This window comes from Massilia sp. Masssp94 (genome assembly GCF_059491305.1).
Genome location: NZ_CP168501.1, coordinates 5,277,627 through 5,295,066 on the forward strand (window position 1 = coordinate 5,277,627; position 17,440 = coordinate 5,295,066).

The 17,440-nt window shown below is 68.2% G+C and carries 16 protein-coding genes; 7 read left to right on the forward strand and 9 right to left on the reverse strand.

Annotated features, from left to right (window positions below):
- The first annotated feature begins 141 nt into the window (after nucleotides 1-141).
- The 4 genes from ACEN9G_RS23510 to ACEN9G_RS23525 all read left to right on the forward strand — a co-directional run bounded on the left by ACEN9G_RS23510 (nucleotide 142) and on the right by ACEN9G_RS23525 (nucleotide 5,078).
- The gene (locus tag ACEN9G_RS23510) at nucleotides 142-1,227 is read left to right on the forward strand and encodes an extracellular catalytic domain type 1 short-chain-length polyhydroxyalkanoate depolymerase (RefSeq protein ID WP_483127030.1); all 1,086 of its coding nucleotides are present in this window, start codon (nucleotides 142-144) and stop codon (nucleotides 1,225-1,227) included.
- 109 nt (nucleotides 1,228-1,336) lie between these two features.
- Nucleotides 1,337-2,548 carry a benzoate/H(+) symporter BenE family transporter gene (locus tag ACEN9G_RS23515; RefSeq protein WP_413344205.1) on the forward strand — a complete coding sequence of 404 codons (1,212 nt, stop codon included), beginning with the start codon at nucleotides 1,337-1,339 and terminating at the stop codon, nucleotides 2,546-2,548.
- Between the two features lie 12 nt (nucleotides 2,549-2,560).
- Nucleotides 2,561-3,904 carry an MFS transporter gene (locus ACEN9G_RS23520; RefSeq protein WP_413344203.1) on the forward strand — a complete coding sequence of 448 codons (1,344 nt, stop codon included), beginning with the start codon at nucleotides 2,561-2,563 and terminating at the stop codon, nucleotides 3,902-3,904.
- Nucleotides 3,905-3,992: 88 nt separating this feature from the next.
- A complete protein-coding gene (locus tag ACEN9G_RS23525) occupies nucleotides 3,993-5,078 on the forward strand; it encodes a porin (protein ID WP_483127031.1) in 1,086 nt (361 codons plus the stop codon).
- Between the two features lie 39 nt (nucleotides 5,079-5,117).
- On the opposite strand, the gene pcaD is transcribed toward ACEN9G_RS23525, so the two are convergent.
- Genes pcaD through ACEN9G_RS23565 form a run of 8 tightly spaced genes read right to left on the reverse strand, consistent with a single transcriptional unit; the run spans nucleotide 5,118 to nucleotide 11,950 of the window.
- Complete coding sequence (pcaD, locus tag ACEN9G_RS23530) at nucleotides 5,118-5,897, reverse strand: 3-oxoadipate enol-lactonase (protein WP_483127032.1); 780 nt, start codon at nucleotides 5,895-5,897, stop codon at nucleotides 5,118-5,120.
- A 4-nt stretch (nucleotides 5,898-5,901) separates the two neighbouring features.
- Nucleotides 5,902-6,675 (reverse strand): 1,6-dihydroxycyclohexa-2,4-diene-1-carboxylate dehydrogenase, encoded by a 774-nt coding sequence (locus ACEN9G_RS23535; protein ID WP_483127748.1) that lies wholly within the window; start codon nucleotides 6,673-6,675, stop codon nucleotides 5,902-5,904.
- Nucleotides 6,675-7,706, reverse strand: coding sequence for a benzoate 1,2-dioxygenase electron transfer component BenC (gene benC / locus ACEN9G_RS23540; protein WP_413342332.1), 1,032 nt, complete (start codon nucleotides 7,704-7,706; stop codon nucleotides 6,675-6,677). The genes ACEN9G_RS23535 and benC overlap by 1 nt, the downstream gene beginning before the upstream one ends.
- 13 nt (nucleotides 7,707-7,719) lie before the next feature.
- Complete coding sequence (gene benB / locus ACEN9G_RS23545; protein WP_413342334.1) at nucleotides 7,720-8,211, reverse strand: benzoate 1,2-dioxygenase small subunit; 492 nt, start codon at nucleotides 8,209-8,211, stop codon at nucleotides 7,720-7,722.
- Nucleotides 8,208-9,578, reverse strand: a complete 1,371-nt coding sequence (benA, locus tag ACEN9G_RS23550) for a benzoate 1,2-dioxygenase large subunit (protein WP_413342336.1) — start codon at nucleotides 9,576-9,578, stop codon at nucleotides 8,208-8,210. The genes benB and benA overlap by 4 nt, the downstream gene beginning before the upstream one ends.
- A 10-nt stretch (nucleotides 9,579-9,588) precedes the next feature.
- A complete protein-coding gene (gene catA, locus ACEN9G_RS23555) occupies nucleotides 9,589-10,509 on the reverse strand; it encodes a catechol 1,2-dioxygenase (protein WP_413342338.1) in 921 nt (306 codons plus the stop codon).
- A gap of 23 nt (nucleotides 10,510-10,532) precedes the next feature.
- Nucleotides 10,533-10,823, reverse strand: a complete 291-nt coding sequence (catC, locus tag ACEN9G_RS23560) for a muconolactone Delta-isomerase (protein ID WP_413342340.1) — start codon at nucleotides 10,821-10,823, stop codon at nucleotides 10,533-10,535.
- Between the two features lie 17 nt (nucleotides 10,824-10,840).
- On the reverse strand, nucleotides 10,841-11,950 hold the full coding sequence (locus tag ACEN9G_RS23565; protein WP_440967659.1) for a muconate/chloromuconate family cycloisomerase: 1,110 nt from the start codon (nucleotides 11,948-11,950) through the stop codon (nucleotides 10,841-10,843).
- 103 nt (nucleotides 11,951-12,053) lie between these two features.
- Between ACEN9G_RS23565 and ACEN9G_RS23570 the strand changes: the two genes are divergently transcribed.
- The 3 genes from ACEN9G_RS23570 (at nucleotide 12,054) to ACEN9G_RS23580 (ending at nucleotide 15,503) form a co-directional block, all read left to right on the forward strand.
- On the forward strand, nucleotides 12,054-12,968 hold the full coding sequence (locus tag ACEN9G_RS23570; RefSeq protein ID WP_413341676.1) for a LysR family transcriptional regulator: 915 nt from the start codon (nucleotides 12,054-12,056) through the stop codon (nucleotides 12,966-12,968).
- 12 nt (nucleotides 12,969-12,980) lie between these two features.
- Nucleotides 12,981-13,865, forward strand: coding sequence for an aromatic amino acid DMT transporter YddG (gene yddG / locus ACEN9G_RS23575; protein ID WP_413341678.1), 885 nt, complete (start codon nucleotides 12,981-12,983; stop codon nucleotides 13,863-13,865).
- Nucleotides 13,866-13,928: 63 nt separating this feature from the next.
- Entirely contained in the window at nucleotides 13,929-15,503 is a 1,575-nt protein-coding gene (locus ACEN9G_RS23580) for a L,D-transpeptidase family protein (protein WP_413341680.1), read from the forward strand.
- Here ACEN9G_RS23580 and ACEN9G_RS23585 read toward each other — a convergent pair.
- On the reverse strand, nucleotides 15,492-17,378 hold the full coding sequence (locus ACEN9G_RS23585) for an NPCBM/NEW2 domain-containing protein (RefSeq protein WP_413341682.1): 1,887 nt from the start codon (nucleotides 17,376-17,378) through the stop codon (nucleotides 15,492-15,494). The two genes, ACEN9G_RS23580 and ACEN9G_RS23585, sit on opposite strands and share 12 nt — an antisense overlap.
- Nucleotides 17,379-17,440: the final 62 nt, after the last annotated feature.

Genomic DNA, 17,440 nt, shown 5'->3' on the forward strand with positions numbered 1-17,440 from the left:
TGCTCGTGGCGCTAGACGAGCCAGATTTGTAGGGATGATGTGTCCGATCGCGCCGGCGCGCCGCCAGGCAAGGTACGCCACCGCACGGAGCGCGGCCTGCAGAGCCGATATATTGCAGTGCAACATCCATGCCGAGGCACCATGGCCAAACCCGCCCGAAAGTCGCGACTGCTGCGCAGCCTGACCCGTGCCGCGAAGGCGCAGCAGTCGATGCTGGCCACGCTGCTGGACGTGTGCGCGCCGGCGCCACCCAGGCCGGCGCGCAAGGCAGCACCGCGCAAGCCGGCGGCCCGGCCCGGCCTCGCGCCGGCAACCGGCAGGTGGCTGGCGGGCCGGTTCCCGCTGCCCGCGACGCAGGGCCAGGCAGTCGCACGCGACATGCAATACTGGCTGTACCTACCGGACCGCGTGCGGGACGAGCAGCCGCTTGGCGGCTGGCCGCTCGTCGTGATGCTGCACGGCTGCCACCAGAGCGCCACGCAGTTCGCGCAGGGCACGCGCATGAACCACGTGGCGGAGAACAAGGGGTTTGCCGTGCTGTACCCGCAGCAGTCGGTGACGGTGCAGGCGCAGCGGTGCTGGCGCTGGTACGACCGGGCCACGCAGCAAGGCGGTGGAGAAACCGGGGCGCTGGCGTCGTTGATCGGGACCGTGTGCGAAAGGTATCCCATCGACCGGCGCCGGATCTATGCATGCGGGCTTTCCGCCGGTGCGGGGATGGCGGCGATATTGGCAACCAACCATCCGGAACTCATTGCCGCGGTCGCGCTGCATTCGGGCCCCGTGTTCGGCGCGGGGCATGGCCCTCTCGGCGCCTTGCGCGTCATGCGCCATGGCGCCCCGGAACAGGCCGACGCTGCCATTCGCAACCTGTTGCGCGGCCGCCCAGCCGTACCGATGCCGGCGCTGCTGATCCAGGGCGAGGACGACCAGGTGGTGGATCCGGTGAACCAGCGGCAGCTGGCACGCCAGTGGCTGCAATTGAACGGGTTGCCCGCAGGCCCGGCGACGCGGATCGCGGCGAAGCCCGCGGGCCGGGGCTGCAGCCGCAATGCGCATGAAATCCACGACTACCTCGTGGGGCGCAAGGTCGTGCTGCGCGTGGTGCGCATCCTCGGCCTGGGTCATGCATGGAGCGGCGGCGACCCGGCACACGCCTTCAATGCGAAGGCAGGGCCGGATGCCAGCCGTATGGTGCTCGACTTCTTCGGCCGGCATCGGCGTTGACGGCAATAGTCATACCCATCAGGTATCGAATGGATACCAAATCGGTCTTGGACGCGCCTGTGCAATCTCTCTACCCTTGGTCCCGATAACGATAAGACAAGGAGACCCCATGGGCACAGGACAGGTGGAGTGCGCCGCCGTACGCGGACGGCGCTGGTCCGACGGATCCCTGTCGGCCGTGGCCGCGGGCTTCCTGGCCGTGCTGGTCTCGTTCTCCGGGCCGCTGGCGATCTTCTACCAGGCCGCGCAGGCGGGCCGCATGCCGGACGCGATGTTCGCATCGTGGGTGTGGGGCATCTCGGTCGGCGCGGGCATCGCCGGCATCGTCCTGAGCTGGCGCCTGCGCGTACCCGTCATCACGGCGTGGTCGGCGCCCGGCACGGCGCTGCTGATCACGCTCTTTCCCCAGTTGCCGCTGGCCGAAGCCGTCGGGGGCTATCTCACCGCGGCCGCCATCCTGCTCGCGATCGGCCTGTCCGGTTCCCTCGAACGCATCATGGCCCACGTACCGAAAGGGATCGCCAGCGGCATGATGGCCGGGATCCTCGTACCGTTCGGGATGAACGCGTTCAGGACGGCCGGCACGCTGCCGCTGCTGGCGTTCGGCATGATTGCCGCGTACCTCGTGTTCCGGCGCGCCGTGCCGCGCTACGGCGTGGTGCTGCTGCTCGGCGCCGGCACCGGCATCGCGTGGCTGTCCGGCGCGACGCATTTTGCCGCAGTCCGCTTCGAGTTCGTCGTGCCGTCGGTGATCGCGCCCGCGTGGAGCTGGACCGGCACGTTCAGCCTCGCGCTGCCGCTCGTGCTGGTGACCCTGACCGGCCAGTACCTGCCCGGCATGGCGGTGCTGAAGACGTCCGGCTACGCCACGCCGGCGCGGCCGGTGATCGTCACGTGCAGCCTCGTGTCGCTGGCGGTCGCGTGCACGGGCGGCATCACGATCGCGCTCGCCGCCATCACGGCCGCGATGTGCACGAGCCGCGACGCGCACGAGGACCCGCGCCGCCGCTACGTGGCCGGCATCGCCAACGGCGTGTTCTACCTGCTCGCCGGCCTGTGCGGCGGGTCCATCGTCATGCTGTTCGCCGCGCTGCCGAAGGAACTGATCGTCTGCCTGGCGGGACTGGCGCTGCTGGGCGCGATCGGGTCGAACCTCGCCGGCGTGATGGCGGCCGAGGACCACCGCGAAGCCTCGGTGATCGCCTTCCTCGCCACCGCGTCCGGCATGACTTTCCTCGGCCTCGGCGCCGCGTTCTGGGGCGTCGTCATCGGCATGGCGGCGCACCGCATCCTGCATCACCCCACGACAACACATCCATAAGGAGACAATCGCATGCGGCACATCGACATCCACGCACTGGCCGACGGGGCCAGGTTCAACCGCTTCCACGCCGGCATCCTCGCGTGGTGCGCGCTCATCATCATCTGCGACGGCTACGACCTCGCCGTGGCCGGCATCGCGCTGCCGTCGATCATGAAGGAGATGGGCGTGACGGCGCAGAACGCCGGCTTCATGGTCAGCTCCGCGCTGTTCGGCATGATGTTCGGCGCGATCTTCCTCGGCACGATCGCCGACCGCATCGGCCGGCGCCACGCCATCGTCATCTGCCTCGCGCTGTTCAGCGTGTTCACGGCCGCCGCGGGCATGAGCAGCGATCCGTACGTGTTCAGCGCGATGCGCTTCCTGGCGGGCCTCGGCATCGGCGGCGTGATGCCGAACGTGGTCGCCCAGATGACGGAATATTCGCCCAGGCGCATCCGCGCCACGATGGTCACCCTGATGTTCAGCGGCTACGCGGTGGGCGGCATGCTGGCCGCGCTGCTGGGCAAGGGACTGATCGAGCACCACGGCTGGCAGTCCGTATTCCTCGCGGCCGGCGTGCCGGTGTTGCTGATCCCGTTCATCCTGAAAAGCCTGCCGGAATCGATGCCGTTCCTCGTGCGGCGCAACCGGCTGGCCGAATTGCAGCGCACCCTCGCGCGCATGGAGCCGTCGTACCGCGCGCAAGCCGGCGACCGCTTCGACCTGCCCGCCGCGGACCGCGCGCAGGGCGCCCCGATCGGGCAGCTGTTCCAGGACGGCCGCGGATTCTCCACCGCGATGTTCTGGATCGCCTTCTTCATGTGCCTGTTCATGGTGTACGCGCTGAGCTCCTGGCTCGCCAAGCTGATGGCCGGCGCGGGCTACAGCCTCGGGTCCGCGCTGACCTTCGTGCTCGTGCTGAACTTCGGCGCCGTCATCGGCGCGGTCGGCGGCGGCTGGCTCGCCGACCGCTTCCACATCAAGTACGTGCTGGTGGCGATGTATGCGCTGGCCGCCGTGTCGATCACGCTGCTGGGTTATCCGGTACCCACGCCCGTGCTGTTCGTGCTCGTGGGCCTTGCCGGTGCATCGACGATCGGCACGCAGATCGTCACCTACGCCTATGCCGGCCAATTCTATCCGACCGCAATCCGTTCGACCGGCATCGGCTGGGCCTCCGGCGTGGGCCGCAGCGGCGCCATCCTCGCGCCGATCGTCATCGGCACGCTCGTCGGCATGGCGCTGCCGCTGCAGCAGAACTTCCAGGCGATGGCCATCCCGGCCGTCATCGCCGCCGTGTCGGTCGCGCTGATCCGCCACGGCCGCTCGGCGTCCGCCGTGCCGCAGCACACTGGCGTCGTCGCCGAAGCCTGACCCGATTCCCTTCCAACGTTTTTCATGGGTGCGCGGCATCCAGGGCGGCGCTTTGTCGTCGCCCGAACAACAACCAACAGGAGACATGATGAAAAAGGCAGTAGCGATCGCCCTCGCGGCGGGTCTGGGAGCGGGCGGCGCGCAGGCGCAAAGCCAGGTGACGGTGTACGGCATCGTCGACGTGGCGCTGGCGCACATGAACAACGCGGACGCGGCGGGCCACAGCGTCACGCGCGAACCGTCGCTGACGGGCAGCCTGCCGTCGCGCATCGGCTTGCGCGGCAGCGAGGACCTCGGCGGCGGTCTCTCCGCCGTGTTCAACCTGGAGAGCGGCTTCAACCCGGACGTCGGCACGCTGGGGCAGGGCGGCCGTTTGTTCGGACGCCAGGCGTGGGTCGGCCTGCGCGGCCGCTGGGGCACGGTGCAGCTGGGCCGCATCCTCAACATGACGTATCTCGCCACGATGAAGAGCGACGTGCTGGGGCCGAACCTCTTCTCGATCAACAGCATCGATCTGTATCTGCCGAACGCGCGCAGCGACAACGCGATCGGCTATCTCGGCACGTTCGACGGCGTGACGGTCGGCGCCACGTGGAGCTTCGGGCGCGACGCGTCGGCGGCCGGCGGCCCGTCCGCCACCGGCTGCGCGGGCGAGGTGCCGGGCAATGCGCGCGCCTGCCGCCAATACACGGCGCTACTGGGCTATGACACGAAGGCCTACGGCATCAACGCCACGTACGACAAGCTGTATGGGAACACGGGCGCGGCGGGTGGCCTGACGGACAGCGCGCACTACGATCGCCGCATCACGGCCAACGGCTGGGCGATGGTCGGCACGACGAAGATCGGCGCCGGCGTCATCGACCGCAAGACGGATGCCGCGACGGGCATCACCGAATCCGACCTGTTCTACCTCGGCGCGAGCATCCCGGTCGCGCCGCGCCTGACCCTGGATGCCCAGGTGGCGCGCAAGAACGTCAAGGGCTCGCCCGACGACACGAACCTGGCGGTCGCGCGCCTGACGTATGCGCTGTCGGTGCGCAGCGCCGTGTACGCGGGCGTCGGCCGCATGGACAACCACGGCGGCGCCGCGATCGCGCTCGATGCGGGCGGCACGACGGCGCCGGGCAAGACGCAGAGCGGGGTGATGGCGGGGTTGCGGCACGCGTTCTGACGGCGGCAAGGCGGCAGCATGTCTGCCGCCTTGTCCTGGTCAGTCGGCGAGGAAGGCGGCGAGGGCGCCGCTGAACTGCGGTTCCGCTTCGATGCTGGAGATGTGGGACGCCGCCAGCGCGACGAGGCACGCGCCGGGAACCCGGTCGCGCAGCCAGCCGGCGTCGGCGACGGTGGTGACCGGGTCCGCGGCGCCGGCGATGATCAACGTGGGAACGGCGATGGCGCCGATCGCGCTGCGCAGGTCGGCGTGCGCCAGCGCATTGCAGCAGGCCGCGTAGCCTTGCGCATCCTGCTCGCGCAGGCGGGCGATCATGCGCGCGACGGCGTGCGGTTCGCGCGCAATGAACGCGGGCGTGAACCAGCGCGCCGCGGCACCGTCGGCCACGCCATCCATGCCGCCGGCCCGTACCTGGGCGGCGCGCGCGGTCCAGCCCTCGTGCGTGCCGATGCGCGCCGCGGTGTTGGCCAGCACGAGCTTGTCCAGCCGCTGCGGCGCGTGGATGCCGAGCCACTGGCCCGTCATGCCGCCCATCGAGATGCCGCAGAAGTGCGCGCGCGGAATCGCCAGCGCGTCGAGCAGGCCGACGACGTCGCGGCCCAGGCGGTCGAGCGTCGCGGGTGCCGTGCCACGGCCGGACAGGCCGTGGCCGCGCGTGTCGTAGCGCAGCACGAAATAGTCGCGGGCCAGCACGGCGGCCTGCGGATCCCACATCGACAGGTCCGTGCCGAGGGAGTTCGACAGCACGATGCAGGGGCGCGCGGGGTCGCCGTCGGTCCGCACGTGCAGGCGGACGTCGTCAACTTGAATGAAGGCCATGGCGTCAACCCTGATCGCCGCCGCCCACGGGCAGGACGGTGCCGGTGATGTACGACGCTTCGCTTGAGGCGAGGAACAGGATCGCGGCGACCTGCTCGTCGATGGTGCCGTAGCGGTGCATCAGGCTCGTCGCGGTCGTCTGGTCGACGATGCCCTGGTACCACGTTTGCTCCTGCTCGCTCAACGGCTTCGGATTGCGCGGCACCTTGCGCGGCGGCGCTTCCGTGCCGCCGGTGGCGACGGCATTGACGCGGATGCCGTCCTGCGCGTGCTCCATCGCGAGGCTGGCCGTGAGCGCGTTGATGCCGCCTTTCGCCGCGGAATACGGGATGCGGTAGATGCCGCGCGTGGCCACCGACGACACGTTCACGATCGCGCCGGATTGCGCGGCCAGCATCGCCGGCAGCACGGCGCGGCAGCACCACAGCGTCGGGAACAGCGAGCGGCGGATCTCCGCCTCGATCTGGTCCGGCTCGTACGCCTGGTAGGGCTTGGCCCAGATCGTGCCGCCCACGTTGTTGACGAGGATGTCGATGCGGCCGCAGGCGTCCAGCGCGCGCGCCGCCAGCGTCGACGCGCCGGCCCAGGTCTCGAGGTCGGCCTCGACGACGATGGGTTGCGTCCCGGTCTCCTGCGCCACTTCGTGCACGAGCGGCGAGCGGTCCGCCAGCACGAGCCGCGCGCCTTCCGCGGCCGCCGCCAGCGCCACACCGCGGCCGATGCCCTGGGCGGCGCCGGTGACGATCATGACCTTGTCCCTGAAACGGTCCGGATGCATCATGCCGCCACCCCCGCCGTGCTCGTGGCCGAGAACTTCTCGAAGTGGAACGAATTCGGTGTCACGCCGATGCCGTCCAGCCAGCCGCGCACCGCGTCGACCATCGGCACGGGGCCGCACAGGTAGACGTCGACGTCGCCGCCGTTCATCCAGGCCGGTTCCACGTGCGCCGTGGCATAACCCTTGCGCGGATGGCTGCTGGATTCCGCCGCCACGCAGGTCACGTACTGGAACTGCGGATGCGCGGCCGCGATGCGGTCCAGCTGCGCCAGGCCGACCAGGTCGTGGTCGTTGGTCACGGCGTAAACCAGGCGCACCGGATGCGGGAAGCCTTTCGCCGCCAGCACGTCCAGCATCGACAGGAACGGCGCGATACCCGTGCCGCCGGCGAGCATCAGCACGGGGCGCTGTACGGGCCGCAAATAAAAGCTGCCGTACGGGCCGGAGAACGTGACCGGCTGCCCGACTTGCGCCCGGGTCGTCAGCCAGGTGCTCATCAAGCCGTCCGGCACGTTGCGCACGACGAAGCTCGCTTGTTCCGCACCGGGCGCGGAGCTGAACGAGTACGAGCGCGTCTGGTCCGTGCCGGGCACCGTCACGTTCACGTACTGGCCCGGCAGGAAGTCCAGCTGGTCGGGCTGGTCCGGCGCGATAGCGAAACGGATCGTGGACGGCGACAGCTGCTCCACGGTGGTGACGGTGCCGGGAAAGTCGCCGACGCCCGTCTTGCAGGCGGCGGACGTGGCCGGGATGCGTACGACGCAGTCCGACGTCGGGCGCATCTGGCACGCCAGTACGTAGCCGGCTTGCGCATCCTTCTCTTCGAGGGCATCCTCGATGTAGCTGTCCGGCGGCAGGTCGTAGCTGCCCGACTCGCACAGCCCGCGGCAGGTGCCGCAGGCGCCGTCGCGGCAGTCGAGGGGGATGTTGACCTTCTGGCGATAGGCCGCGTCGGACAGTTTTTCGTTGGGGTTGCAGCTGATGAAGCGCGTGACGCCGTCTTCGAACTGCAGCGCGATCGTGTGGCTCATGACCGTCTCCTGCTTAGATGTGATAGATGTCGATCACCTGGCTGATGTAGTCGTTCTTCAGCACGACGTACTTGTCCAGGATCTTCGGCTGCGGACCGGAAAAGTCGATCACGTAGCGCGACATGCCGAAATAGCTGTAGTCGGTGTGGTAGCGGTGGCTCAGCGTGTGCCAGTTGAAGCGCACCGTGTGCACCGCGCCCTCGACTTTCTCGATCTCCACGTTGGCGATGTTGTGGCTCGTGCGCGTATCGGGAATCGTCGCGCTGGAGCGTTCGGTCTTGATGCGGAAGACGCGGTCCTCCAGCCCCTGGCGGTTCGGGTAGAAGATCAGCGAGATCTCGCGCTCCGGGTCCTGGACCAGCGTGCCGTCGTCGTCCCACGACGGCATCCAGAAGCGCGCGTTGGCGTCGTAGCACTGGAGCCAGTCGTCCCACTGTTCGTCGTCGAGCAGGCGCGCTTCGCGGTAGAGGAAGGATTGAATATCCTGGATCGTGACCGCGCTCATTTCGCTTCTCCCTTCGCGTCGAATGCCTTCTTCATGACGTCGAGCCAGTAGCGGTGCTGGATCGTGTACAGGCCTTCGTCTTCCGTGCGCACGCCGCTCATGACGGGCGCCAGGCCGATGTCCTGCGCCGCGTCGTCCGCGCCGTGGATCCAGTGCCTGGCGCCGCGGCACATGTCGTTCCACTGCATCGCGGCGCCGTTGTAGCCCTGCTGGCAGGCGCGGAATTCTTCCAGGTCGTCCGGCGTCGCCATGCCGCTGACGTTGAAGAAGTCCTCGTACTGGCGGATGCGGTGCGCGCGCGCCTCGGGCGATTCGCCCTTCGGCGCGATGCAGTAGATCGTCACCTCGGTCTTGTCGACGGCGATTGGACGCAGCACGCGGATCTGGGAACTGAACTGGTCCATGAGGTACACGTTCGGGTACAGGCACAGGTTGCGCGAGCGTCCTACCATCCAGTCCGCGGTCGCCTTGCCGTATTTTTCCGTGTACTCGGCGTGGCGCGCGAAGTTCGGGCGGTCTTCCGGATTCGCCCACTGCGACCACAGCAGCATGTGGCCATGCTCGAAGGCGTAGAAGCCGCCGCCCTGGCGGCCCCAGTTGCCGGCGTCCATGGCGCGGATCTTGTCTTCGCCGGCCGCCTGCTCCTGTTTGCGCCGGTTCGTCGTGGCCGCGTAATTCCAGTGCACGGCCGTCACGTGGTAGCCGTCGGCGCCGTTCTCGGCCTGCAGTTTCCAGTTGCCCTCGAACGTGTAGGTCGACGAGCCGCGCAGCACTTCCAAACCTTCCGGCGACTGGTTGACGATCATGTCGATGATCTTGCCGGCCTCGCCGAGGAAGGCTTCCAGCGGCTCGACGTCCGGATTCAGGCTGCCGAACAGGAAGCCCTTGTAGTTGGCGAAGCGCGCCAGTTTCTTGAGGTCGTGCGAGCCTTCCTTGTTGAAGCATTCCGGATAGCCGGCCGATTCCGGATCTTTCACCTTCAGCAGCTTGCCGCTGTTGTTGAAGGTCCAGCCGTGGAACGGGCAGGTGTAGGTCGCCTTGTTGCCCCGCTTGTGGCGGCACAGCTGGGCGCCGCGGTGGCTGCATGCGTTGATGAACGCATTCAGCTCGCCGCCCTTGTTGCGGGCGATGAACACCGGCTGGCGGCCGATGTGCGTCGTGTAGTAATCGTTGACGTTGGCGACCTGGCTCTCGTGCGCCAGGTAGATCCAGTTGCCCTCGAAGATGTGCTTCATCTCGAGCTCGAACAGGGTCTCGTCGGTGAAGGCGCTGCGGTGCAGGCGGTGGTCGCCCGTTTGCGCGTCTTCGATCATGTAGTCGTCCAGCCGTTTGGGCTTGAACGCGTCGACAGGAACGATCGGGATCATGGCGGTGTCCTCAGGCGGCGGCGCGCGGACGGTCGACTTGCGTGGTCGGCGCGGCGGCGGTGTCGTGATACAGGTGGAAGTCGAAGTCGATCGACGCGAACGGCTTGTCGACACGCTTGGCGTCCAGTTGCGCCGGGTCGTCGATCCGGTTCACGGGCGGTACGAGGCCAGGGCGGCTCGCGAACGCGAAGTCGTCCCACAGGTATTCGTCGCCGTCGATGTTGATCTGCGTGGTCAGCTTGCGATGATCCGGGGCGCTGACGAAGAAGTGGATGTGCGCCGGGCGCTGGCCGTGGCGGCCCAGCAGGTTCAGCAGCTGCTGCGTCGTGCCGTCCGGCGGGCAGCCGTAACCGACCGGGATGATGCTGCGAAACTGGTAGCGGCCCTGGTCGTCCGTGACGATCGTGCGGCGCAGGTTGAACGGCGACTGCGTCTGGTCGAAGAACGAGTAATTGCCCGTCAGGTTCGCGTGCCACACCTCGACCTTCGCGCCCGGCAGCGGCTTGCCATCCTGGTCGAACACGGTGCCCTGCATGAACAGGACCTCGCCCTTGTCCGCCTCGGTCCCGTCGTCCAGGCGGGCGAAGCCCACGCTTTCCGGCGCGCCCGCCACATACAGCGGGCCTTCGATGGTGCGCGGCGTGCCGCCTTCCAGGCCGGCCTTCTGTTCCGCTTCGTCGGCGCGGATGTCGAGGAAGCGCTCCAGGCCCAGGCCCGCGGCCAGCAGGCCCAGTTCGTTGGCGGCGCCCGCGGCCGACATGTATGCCACGCCGTGCCAGAACTCGGTCGGGGTGATGTCGAGGTCCTCGATCGCCTTGCACAGGTCGCCCAGCAGGCGCAGCACCACCTGCTGCACGCGCGGGTCGGCGGGGCGGTCGGCGGCGTCCACGACCCAGCTGTGGGCCAGTCGTTCGATGTCTGCGTGGTTCATTTCAGGTCTCCTTTATAGTTGCGTTAGATATCGCCGTCGCGGACGGACGAGGGATGGCGGCACAGCGGCATGACGTCGATGTGCATGTAGGGGAACAGGGGCAGGGACGTCAGCAGCGTGTGCAGCTCGTCGACGCTGTCGACGTCGAAGATGCTGACGTTGGCGTACTGCCCGGCGATGCGCCACAGGTGGCGCCACTTGCCCTCGCGCTGCAGGCGCTGGGCGAGATCCTTTTCGGTCTGCTTGAGCGCCGCGGCTTCGTCGGGCGGCATCGTCGCGGGCAGGTTGACGTTCATTCGGACGTGAAACAGCATGGTGGTCTCCAGTGTCTTTACTTGCGTTGCAGGCTGCGCAGCTTGTCGGTGTCGATCTCGACGCCCAGGCCGGGGCCCGTCGGCACCTGCAGTTCGAAGTCGCGGTACACGAGCGGTTCGCGCAGCACTTCCTCGGTCAGCAGCAGGGGACCGAACAATTCCGTGTCCCACTCCAGGTCGGCGAACGTCGCGCAGACGTGCGCCGTGGCCGCGGTGCCGATGCCGCCTTCGAGCATCGTGCCGCCGTACAGGCCGATGCCGGCCAGCCGCGCGACGGTCGCCACTTCCAGCGCCGCGAACAGGCCGCCGGACTGCGCGATCTTGACGGCGTAGACGTCGGCGGCGTCCGAGCGGGCCAGCGCCAGCGCATCGACCGGGCCGTGCAGGGCTTCGTCGGCCATGATCGCGACGTCGAAGCGGCGCGCGAGGCGGCCCAGCATCGCCGTGTGATGGGCTTTCACGGGTTGCTCGATCAGGTCGACGCCGCCGGCTTCCAGCTGGGCGATGCCGCGCACGGCTTGCGCTTCGCTCCAGGCCTGGTTGACGTCGACGCGCACGCTGGCGCGGTCGCCCAGCGCGCGCTTGATCGCCAGCACGTGGGCGACGTCGGCGTCCACGCTGCGCAGCCCGATCTTCAGCTTGAAGATGCGGTGGCGGCGGATCTCCAGCATGTGTTCCGCTTCCGCGATGTCCTTGGCCGTGTCGCCGCTGGCCAGGGTCCAGGCCACGGGCAAGGCGTCGCGCACGCGGCCGCCCAGCAGGTCGGACAGCGGCACGCCCAGGCGGCGCGCATGCGCATCCAGCAGCGCCGTCTCCAGCGCGCACTTGGCGAAGCGGTTGCCCTGGATGGCCTTGCGCACCCTGGCCATCGCCTTTGCCGGCTGGCTCGCGTCCATGCCGACCAGCAGTGGGGCGATGTGGGTGTCGATATTGGCCTTGATGCTTTCCGGGCTCTCTTCGCCGTAGGCCAGGCCGCCGATGGTGGTGGCCTCGCCCCAGCCCTGGATGCCGTCGGCGCAGCGGACGCGCACGAGCACCAGGGTCTGCGTGTTCATCGTCGCGACGGACAGCTTGTGCGGCCGGATCGTCGGCACGTCGAGCAGGAAGGTTTCGATATATTGAATCATATTATTTGCGTATAATTCGCTGAGGTGAGGACACGATATTCCTGCAAATGAGGGACGTCCAACACCGTTTTGGTATCGTTTCAATACCCTATAGGTATCGAGTATGGAATTAAGGCACCTGCGCTACTTCGTCGCGGTCGCGGAAGAACGCAACTTCACGCGCGCCGCCGAGCGCCTGCACATCGCCCAGCCGCCGCTCAGCCGGCAGATCCAGCAACTGGAGGAAGACCTGGGCGTGACCCTGATCGAAAAAGGGGTGAGACCGCTGCGCCTGACGGAGGCCGGCGCGTTTTTCCTGGCGCATGCGAAGCCGCTGCTGGACCAGGTGCGCGACCTGCGCACGATGACGCAGCGCGTGGGGAAGCTGGAACGGACGCTGTCGGTCGGCTTCGTCGCGTCGACGCTGTACGGCCTGCTGCCGGACATCATCCGCCGCTACCGCGACAACCACCCCGAGGTGGAGGTGACCCTGCACGAGATGACGACGGTGGAGCAGCTCAAGGCCTTGAAGGAAGGGCGCATCGACGTGGGTTTCGGGCGCCTGAAGAGCGAGGACACGAGCATCCGCCGCATCCTGCTGCGCGAGGAGCCGATGGTGGTGGCGCTGTTCCCCGGCCACCGCCTCGCGGAGAAAGAGGGCAACCTGCGCCTGACGGACCTGATCCACGAAGCGCTGCTCGTGTACCCGAAGGCGCCGCGGCCCAGCTTTGCCGACCAGGTGCTGGCCGCTTTCCGCGAAGCGAACCTGATGCCGGACCACGTGACGGAAGTGCGCGAACTGCAGATCGCGATGGGCCTGGTGGCGGCCGGGCAGGGCATCGCGATCGTGCCGGAGAGCGTGCAGGGCATGCATCACCGGAACGTCGTGTACCGGCGCATCGAGGACAAGCATGCGGTGTCGCCGATCTTCTTCAGCGTGCGCCACATGGACCGCTCGCCCGAGCTGGAAAACATGCTGGCCGCCGTGTATTCGGTCTACGACGACCTCGGCATCCCGCACGTCAGGGAAGCGTTGTAGGCCGGGAGCGCAATGAACGACAGGAACAAGGCGACCCTGATCGGCTTGACTGCCGTCCTGCTGTGGAGCGCCATCGTGGGCCTGATCCGCCAGGTCAGCGTCCACCTCGGCCCCACGGGCGGGGCCGCGCTGATGTACAGCGTGGCGTCGGTGTTCCTGCTGCTGTCGGTGGGCCATGCGCGGCTGCCGCGCCGCTACCTGGCCTGGGGCAGCGTGCTGTTCGTGACCTATGAACTGTGCCTGTCGCTGTCGATCGGCTATGCGGACACGGCGCGCCAGGCCATCGAGGTCGGGATGGTCAACTACCTGTGGCCCACGTTCACCATCGTGGCAAGCATCCTGTTCAACCGGCAGAAGACGAACTTCCTGATCGTGCCGGGGTTCGCGCTGTCCATCGTCGGCATCTGCTGGGTGCTGGGCGGCGCGCAGGGCGTCGATCTTGCCGGCATGCTGCGCAACGTGCGCGCCAACCCGCTCAGCTACGGGCTGGCGTTCGCCGGCGCCGTGATCTGGGCCGCGTACTGCACGGTGACGGCGCGCATCGCGGAAGGAAAGAACGGCGTCACGCTGTTCTTCATCCTCGTGTCGATGACGTTGTGGGGCAAGTACCTGCTGGAGGGCGGCGGCCGCATGGATTTCAGTCTCGAGGCCGTCGTCTACCTGCTCCTGGCCGCGGGCGCCATGGGCTTCGGCTACGGCGCGTGGAATGTCGGCATCCTGCACGGGAACGTGACGGTCCTGGCCGGCGCGTCGTACTTCATCCCCGTGCTCTCCGCGGCGCTCTCGGCACGCCTGCTGCGCGCGCCGCTGTCGCTCGCGTTCTGGCAGGGCGCGGCCATGGTGTGCGGCGGTGCCATCCTGTGCTGGCTCGCCACGCGCACCAATCGTACACGCTGATATCACGCGTTGCGGGTATGATGCTTATCGGTAACGTATCGTTGCCGAAGTCCGAAAGCATCCATGAAGTCCAGCCAGAAAATCGCCACCGCGCTCGTGCTCTGTGCCGCGGCCCTCGTTCCCCGTTTCTCCCTCGCCCAGTCCATCCCCGCGGCCATCCATGCGCAAGCCGCGCCATTGCCCGGTCCCTACGACGAGCGCGGTTGGCTCGACCGCTTCTACGCCCCGCGCAAGTATGCGCCCGCGTGGAATCCGCAAACCGCCGCCGCCGCGTTGTGGGTGCTGCGCCAGGCCCCGGTACAGGGCCTCGACCCGCAGGACTACGGCGCCGACGACCTGCAGCAGCAGCTGCGTTCCGGCCATGCCGATCCCGCCAGATTCGACGTCGCGCTGACGGCGGCGATGCTGCACTACCTGGCCGACCTGCGCGTGGGCCGCGTGCGTTCCGAATACCACACCGGCAAGTCCGACGCGCGCCTCAAGCGCTACGATCCGGTCGAGCGGCTGCGTACGGGACTCGCGGCCGGCAAGCTGCGCGACGCGGTGCAGGCGGCCGAGCCGCAGCTGCCGCTGTACGCGCAGGTCAAGGCGGCGCTGGCGCATTACCGCGAGCTGGCGAAGCAGCCGTATCCCGCGCTCCTGGTGCCGCAGGCGAAGGTCAAACCGGGCGCGGCGTATCCGGATGCGCAGGCGCTGTTCGAACGCCTCGTGCTGCTGGGCGACCTGCCGGCCGATGCGGCGCCGCCCGTTGACGGCATCTACGGCGACAAGCTGGAAGAGGGCGTGCGCCACTTCCAGGCCCGTCACGGACTGGAGGAAGACGGTGTGCTGGGGCGCGGCACGGTCAATGCGCTCAACGTGCCGCCCGCGCAGCGCGTGCGCCAGCTCGAACTGACGCTGGAGCGTTTGCGCTGGCTGCCGGATTTCGGTCCCGGCCCGCTGATCGTCGTCGACCTGCCGGCCTACCGGCTGTGGGCGCTGCAGAACGGCAGCACGGAGGCGCCGCTGGAGATGCGCGTCGTCGTCGGCTCCGCCGTCAAGACGGAAACGCCGCTGTTCGTCGGGCAGATGCGCTACCTCGAATTCAACCCGTACTGGAACGTCCCGCGCAGCATCCTGGAAAAAGAGATCCTGCCGAAGCTCGCGCGCAATCCGGCGTACCTGAAGCAGCATGACATGGAGACGGTGCCGCCGGAAGCGAGCGTGGCGGACCTGAAAGCGGGGCGGGCGCGCGTGCGCCAGCGCCCGGGGGCGAAGAATTCGCTGGGACCGATCAAGTTCGCGATGCCGAACCCGATGGACATCTATTTGCACTCGACGTCGGCGCGCGAACTGTTCGAACGCAGCCGGCGCGACCTGTCGCACGGCTGCATCCGCGTCGAGCACCCGGCCGCGCTGGCGCAGTACGTGCTCGGCGGGCAGCGCCAATGGACGGCGGATGCGATCCAGGAGGCGCTGCAGCCGGGGCCGACGAAGCACGTCGACCTGCCTCGTTCGATTCCCGTGGTGCTGTTCTACGCGACCGCCATCGTCGACAGCGAGGGCGGTGCGCGCTTCGCCGCGGACATCTACGGCCGTGACGTCAGACTGGAGCAGGAGCTGGCGGCGCGCCGCCACGCCTTGAAATCAGCGCGCTGACGTCAGCGCCGCGTCACCCCAGGTCACCGGCAGCTGCTCGTTGGCGCCGCCCGTGCTCTTGGCCACCAGTTCGATCAGCTTGACGCCGGCGACGTCCACGCTCAATGCCTGCGCCGGCTGGCCCCAGCGCAGCGCACGGCTCTTCGCGAGCAGCTTGCCGTCGCCGTAGACGAGGAACGTCACGCCGTTCTTGCGGTCCTGCGCGGAATCGTCGACGCCGACCTTCGTCTCCAGGCGGCGGTAATCGTGGTTGCGCACTTCGAGGCGCGAATTGGCCAGGATGCCGATGCCGGCGTCGTAGCGCTTGCCGCCGATCTGCAGCCACTGGCCGTACGGCGTGCTGTCCGCGCGCGCGCCGCCGAAGCCGGCGTACATCGGGCGTTCGCCGCCGCCCTTGGTGCCGCTCCAGCCGAACGACGAGCGGAACACGGTCGGATCGGCCGTCGGCTTCGTCACGCCGTCGACGGCCGGGTTCACGCTGCCCGGCTGCTCCGACAGGTACAGGCCGTCCGCCAGCGCGCGTGCGCCCTGGACGCGGAAGATGCGCGTTTCGCGCGGCGCCACTTTCACTTTCGTCTCGTTCGTGAACGAGGTGGCTTCCTTCGACCAGAGATCGGTCAGCGTGATCTTGCCGTCCTTGCGCAGCTTGAGGTGCTCTGCCGTCAGGTCGGCATCGACGGCTGCGATGCCGCGGTTGAAGATGGCGACGGCCTTGTCGCCCGACGCGAGGGTCTTCACGAGGATTTGCACGTCGTCCGCGTCGTACGCGAGCACGGCCTGGTTGCCGGCCGGGTCCTGGTTCAGCGCGATGATGTCGGCGTTGCCGAAGATGTCCATCAGCGCCTGCGGCGTCGTGCGCAGGTCGGCGCCCGTCATCAGCGGCGAATTCAGCATGGCCCACAGCGCGAAGTGCGATCTCGCTTCGGTCAGGTGGTTCGCGTCGAAATCGCCGGCGCCGATGTACAGCATGTCCGGATCGTTCCAGCTGCCCGGATGGCCGTACAGTTCGCGCCGTGCGGCGCTGTCGTAGTTACTGAGCAGGCGCGGCCAGTTCGGGCGGATGTCGTCGCTCGTGCGCGAGAGGTTGCCGAAGTTCTTGCCCCAGGCGCGTACGTCGGCCGAGCCCCACACGCACAGCGACAGCAGGTAGTCGCCGTCCGGATTGCTGCGCTTCAGTGCCTCGTTGATCTGCGTGAATTCCGCCTGCACGGCCGGGATGTCCGAGCGGGCGACCGATTCCAGGTCCAGCACGGGTTTCAGCGCGCGGTAGTTGCCCGTCTTGACTTTCGGGCTGTCCGCGCCGTACGCGCGCAGGCCGCAGCCGTCGACCTTGATGAAGTCGAAGCCCCAGTCGCGGAAGAACAGGCCGATGTCCTGGTCGATGTGGCCGTACAGGCCCACTTCGCGTTCGAGCACGCTGCCCTTCGGCAGGTTCGGGTCGTCGCCGCCATACGCCTGCGAGCACGTATTGCGGCCCAGGTCCGAGTAAATACCGGCCTTCAGGCCCATCGCGTGGATCTTGTCGGTGAACGGACGGAACCCGCCGTTGACGGTGGACGGGAACCGGTCCGGGCGTACGATCAGGCGGCCGTCCGGCTGGTTGCGGCGCAGCGCCCAGCCGTCGTCGATGTTGACGTAGCGGTAGCCCTTGGCGGCCAGGCCGCTGTCCACGAGGCGCTGGGCCGCGCCCAGGACCTTCGCCTCGTCGATGTCGGTGCCGAACGCATTCCAGCTGCTCCAGCCCATCGGCGGCGTGGCCGCGTGGCCCGCGGTGTAGGCGCTCCAGCGCGCGGTCGGTGCGAGGGGATCGGTGGCAGCGTGAGACAGGGTCGCCGCGAACAACAGAGGAATCAGGGCCAGGCGAGGCTTTTGCATCGGGATTTCCAGTATGAGGTGTGGACGTGATAGCAGATTATGCGAAGCACGGGGGCTTTCGA

Bases quoted from the DNA above. Each gene is read 5' to 3' on its own strand.
- pcaD (WP_483127032.1), bottom strand. From the start codon at position 5,897: ATGGCCTTCATTCAAGTTGACGACGTCCGCCTGCACGTGCGGACCGAC.
- ACEN9G_RS23535 (WP_483127748.1), bottom strand. From the start codon at position 6,675: ATGCATCCGGACCGTTTCAGGGACAAGGTCATGATCGTCACCGGCGCC.
- ACEN9G_RS23520 (WP_413344203.1), top strand. From the start codon at position 2,561: ATGCGGCACATCGACATCCACGCACTGGCCGACGGGGCCAGGTTCAAC.
- ACEN9G_RS23570 (WP_413341676.1), top strand. From the start codon at position 12,054: ATGGAATTAAGGCACCTGCGCTACTTCGTCGCGGTCGCGGAAGAACGC.
- ACEN9G_RS23525 (WP_483127031.1), top strand. From the start codon at position 3,993: ATGAAAAAGGCAGTAGCGATCGCCCTCGCGGCGGGTCTGGGAGCGGGC.
- ACEN9G_RS23580 (WP_413341680.1), top strand. From the start codon at position 13,929: ATGAAGTCCAGCCAGAAAATCGCCACCGCGCTCGTGCTCTGTGCCGCG.
- benC (WP_413342332.1), bottom strand. From the start codon at position 7,706: ATGAGCCACACGATCGCGCTGCAGTTCGAAGACGGCGTCACGCGCTTC.
- yddG (WP_413341678.1), top strand. From the start codon at position 12,981: ATGAACGACAGGAACAAGGCGACCCTGATCGGCTTGACTGCCGTCCTG.
- ACEN9G_RS23565 (WP_440967659.1), bottom strand. From the start codon at position 11,950: ATGATTCAATATATCGAAACCTTCCTGCTCGACGTGCCGACGATCCGG.
- benB (WP_413342334.1), bottom strand. From the start codon at position 8,211: ATGAGCGCGGTCACGATCCAGGATATTCAATCCTTCCTCTACCGCGAA.
- catC (WP_413342340.1), bottom strand. From the start codon at position 10,823: ATGCTGTTTCACGTCCGAATGAACGTCAACCTGCCCGCGACGATGCCG.
- ACEN9G_RS23515 (WP_413344205.1), top strand. From the start codon at position 1,337: ATGGGCACAGGACAGGTGGAGTGCGCCGCCGTACGCGGACGGCGCTGG.
- benA (WP_413342336.1), bottom strand. From the start codon at position 9,578: ATGATCCCGATCGTTCCTGTCGACGCGTTCAAGCCCAAACGGCTGGAC.
- ACEN9G_RS23585 (WP_413341682.1), bottom strand. From the start codon at position 17,378: ATGCAAAAGCCTCGCCTGGCCCTGATTCCTCTGTTGTTCGCGGCGACC.
- catA (WP_413342338.1), bottom strand. From the start codon at position 10,509: ATGAACCACGCAGACATCGAACGACTGGCCCACAGCTGGGTCGTGGAC.
- ACEN9G_RS23510 (WP_483127030.1), top strand. From the start codon at position 142: ATGGCCAAACCCGCCCGAAAGTCGCGACTGCTGCGCAGCCTGACCCGT.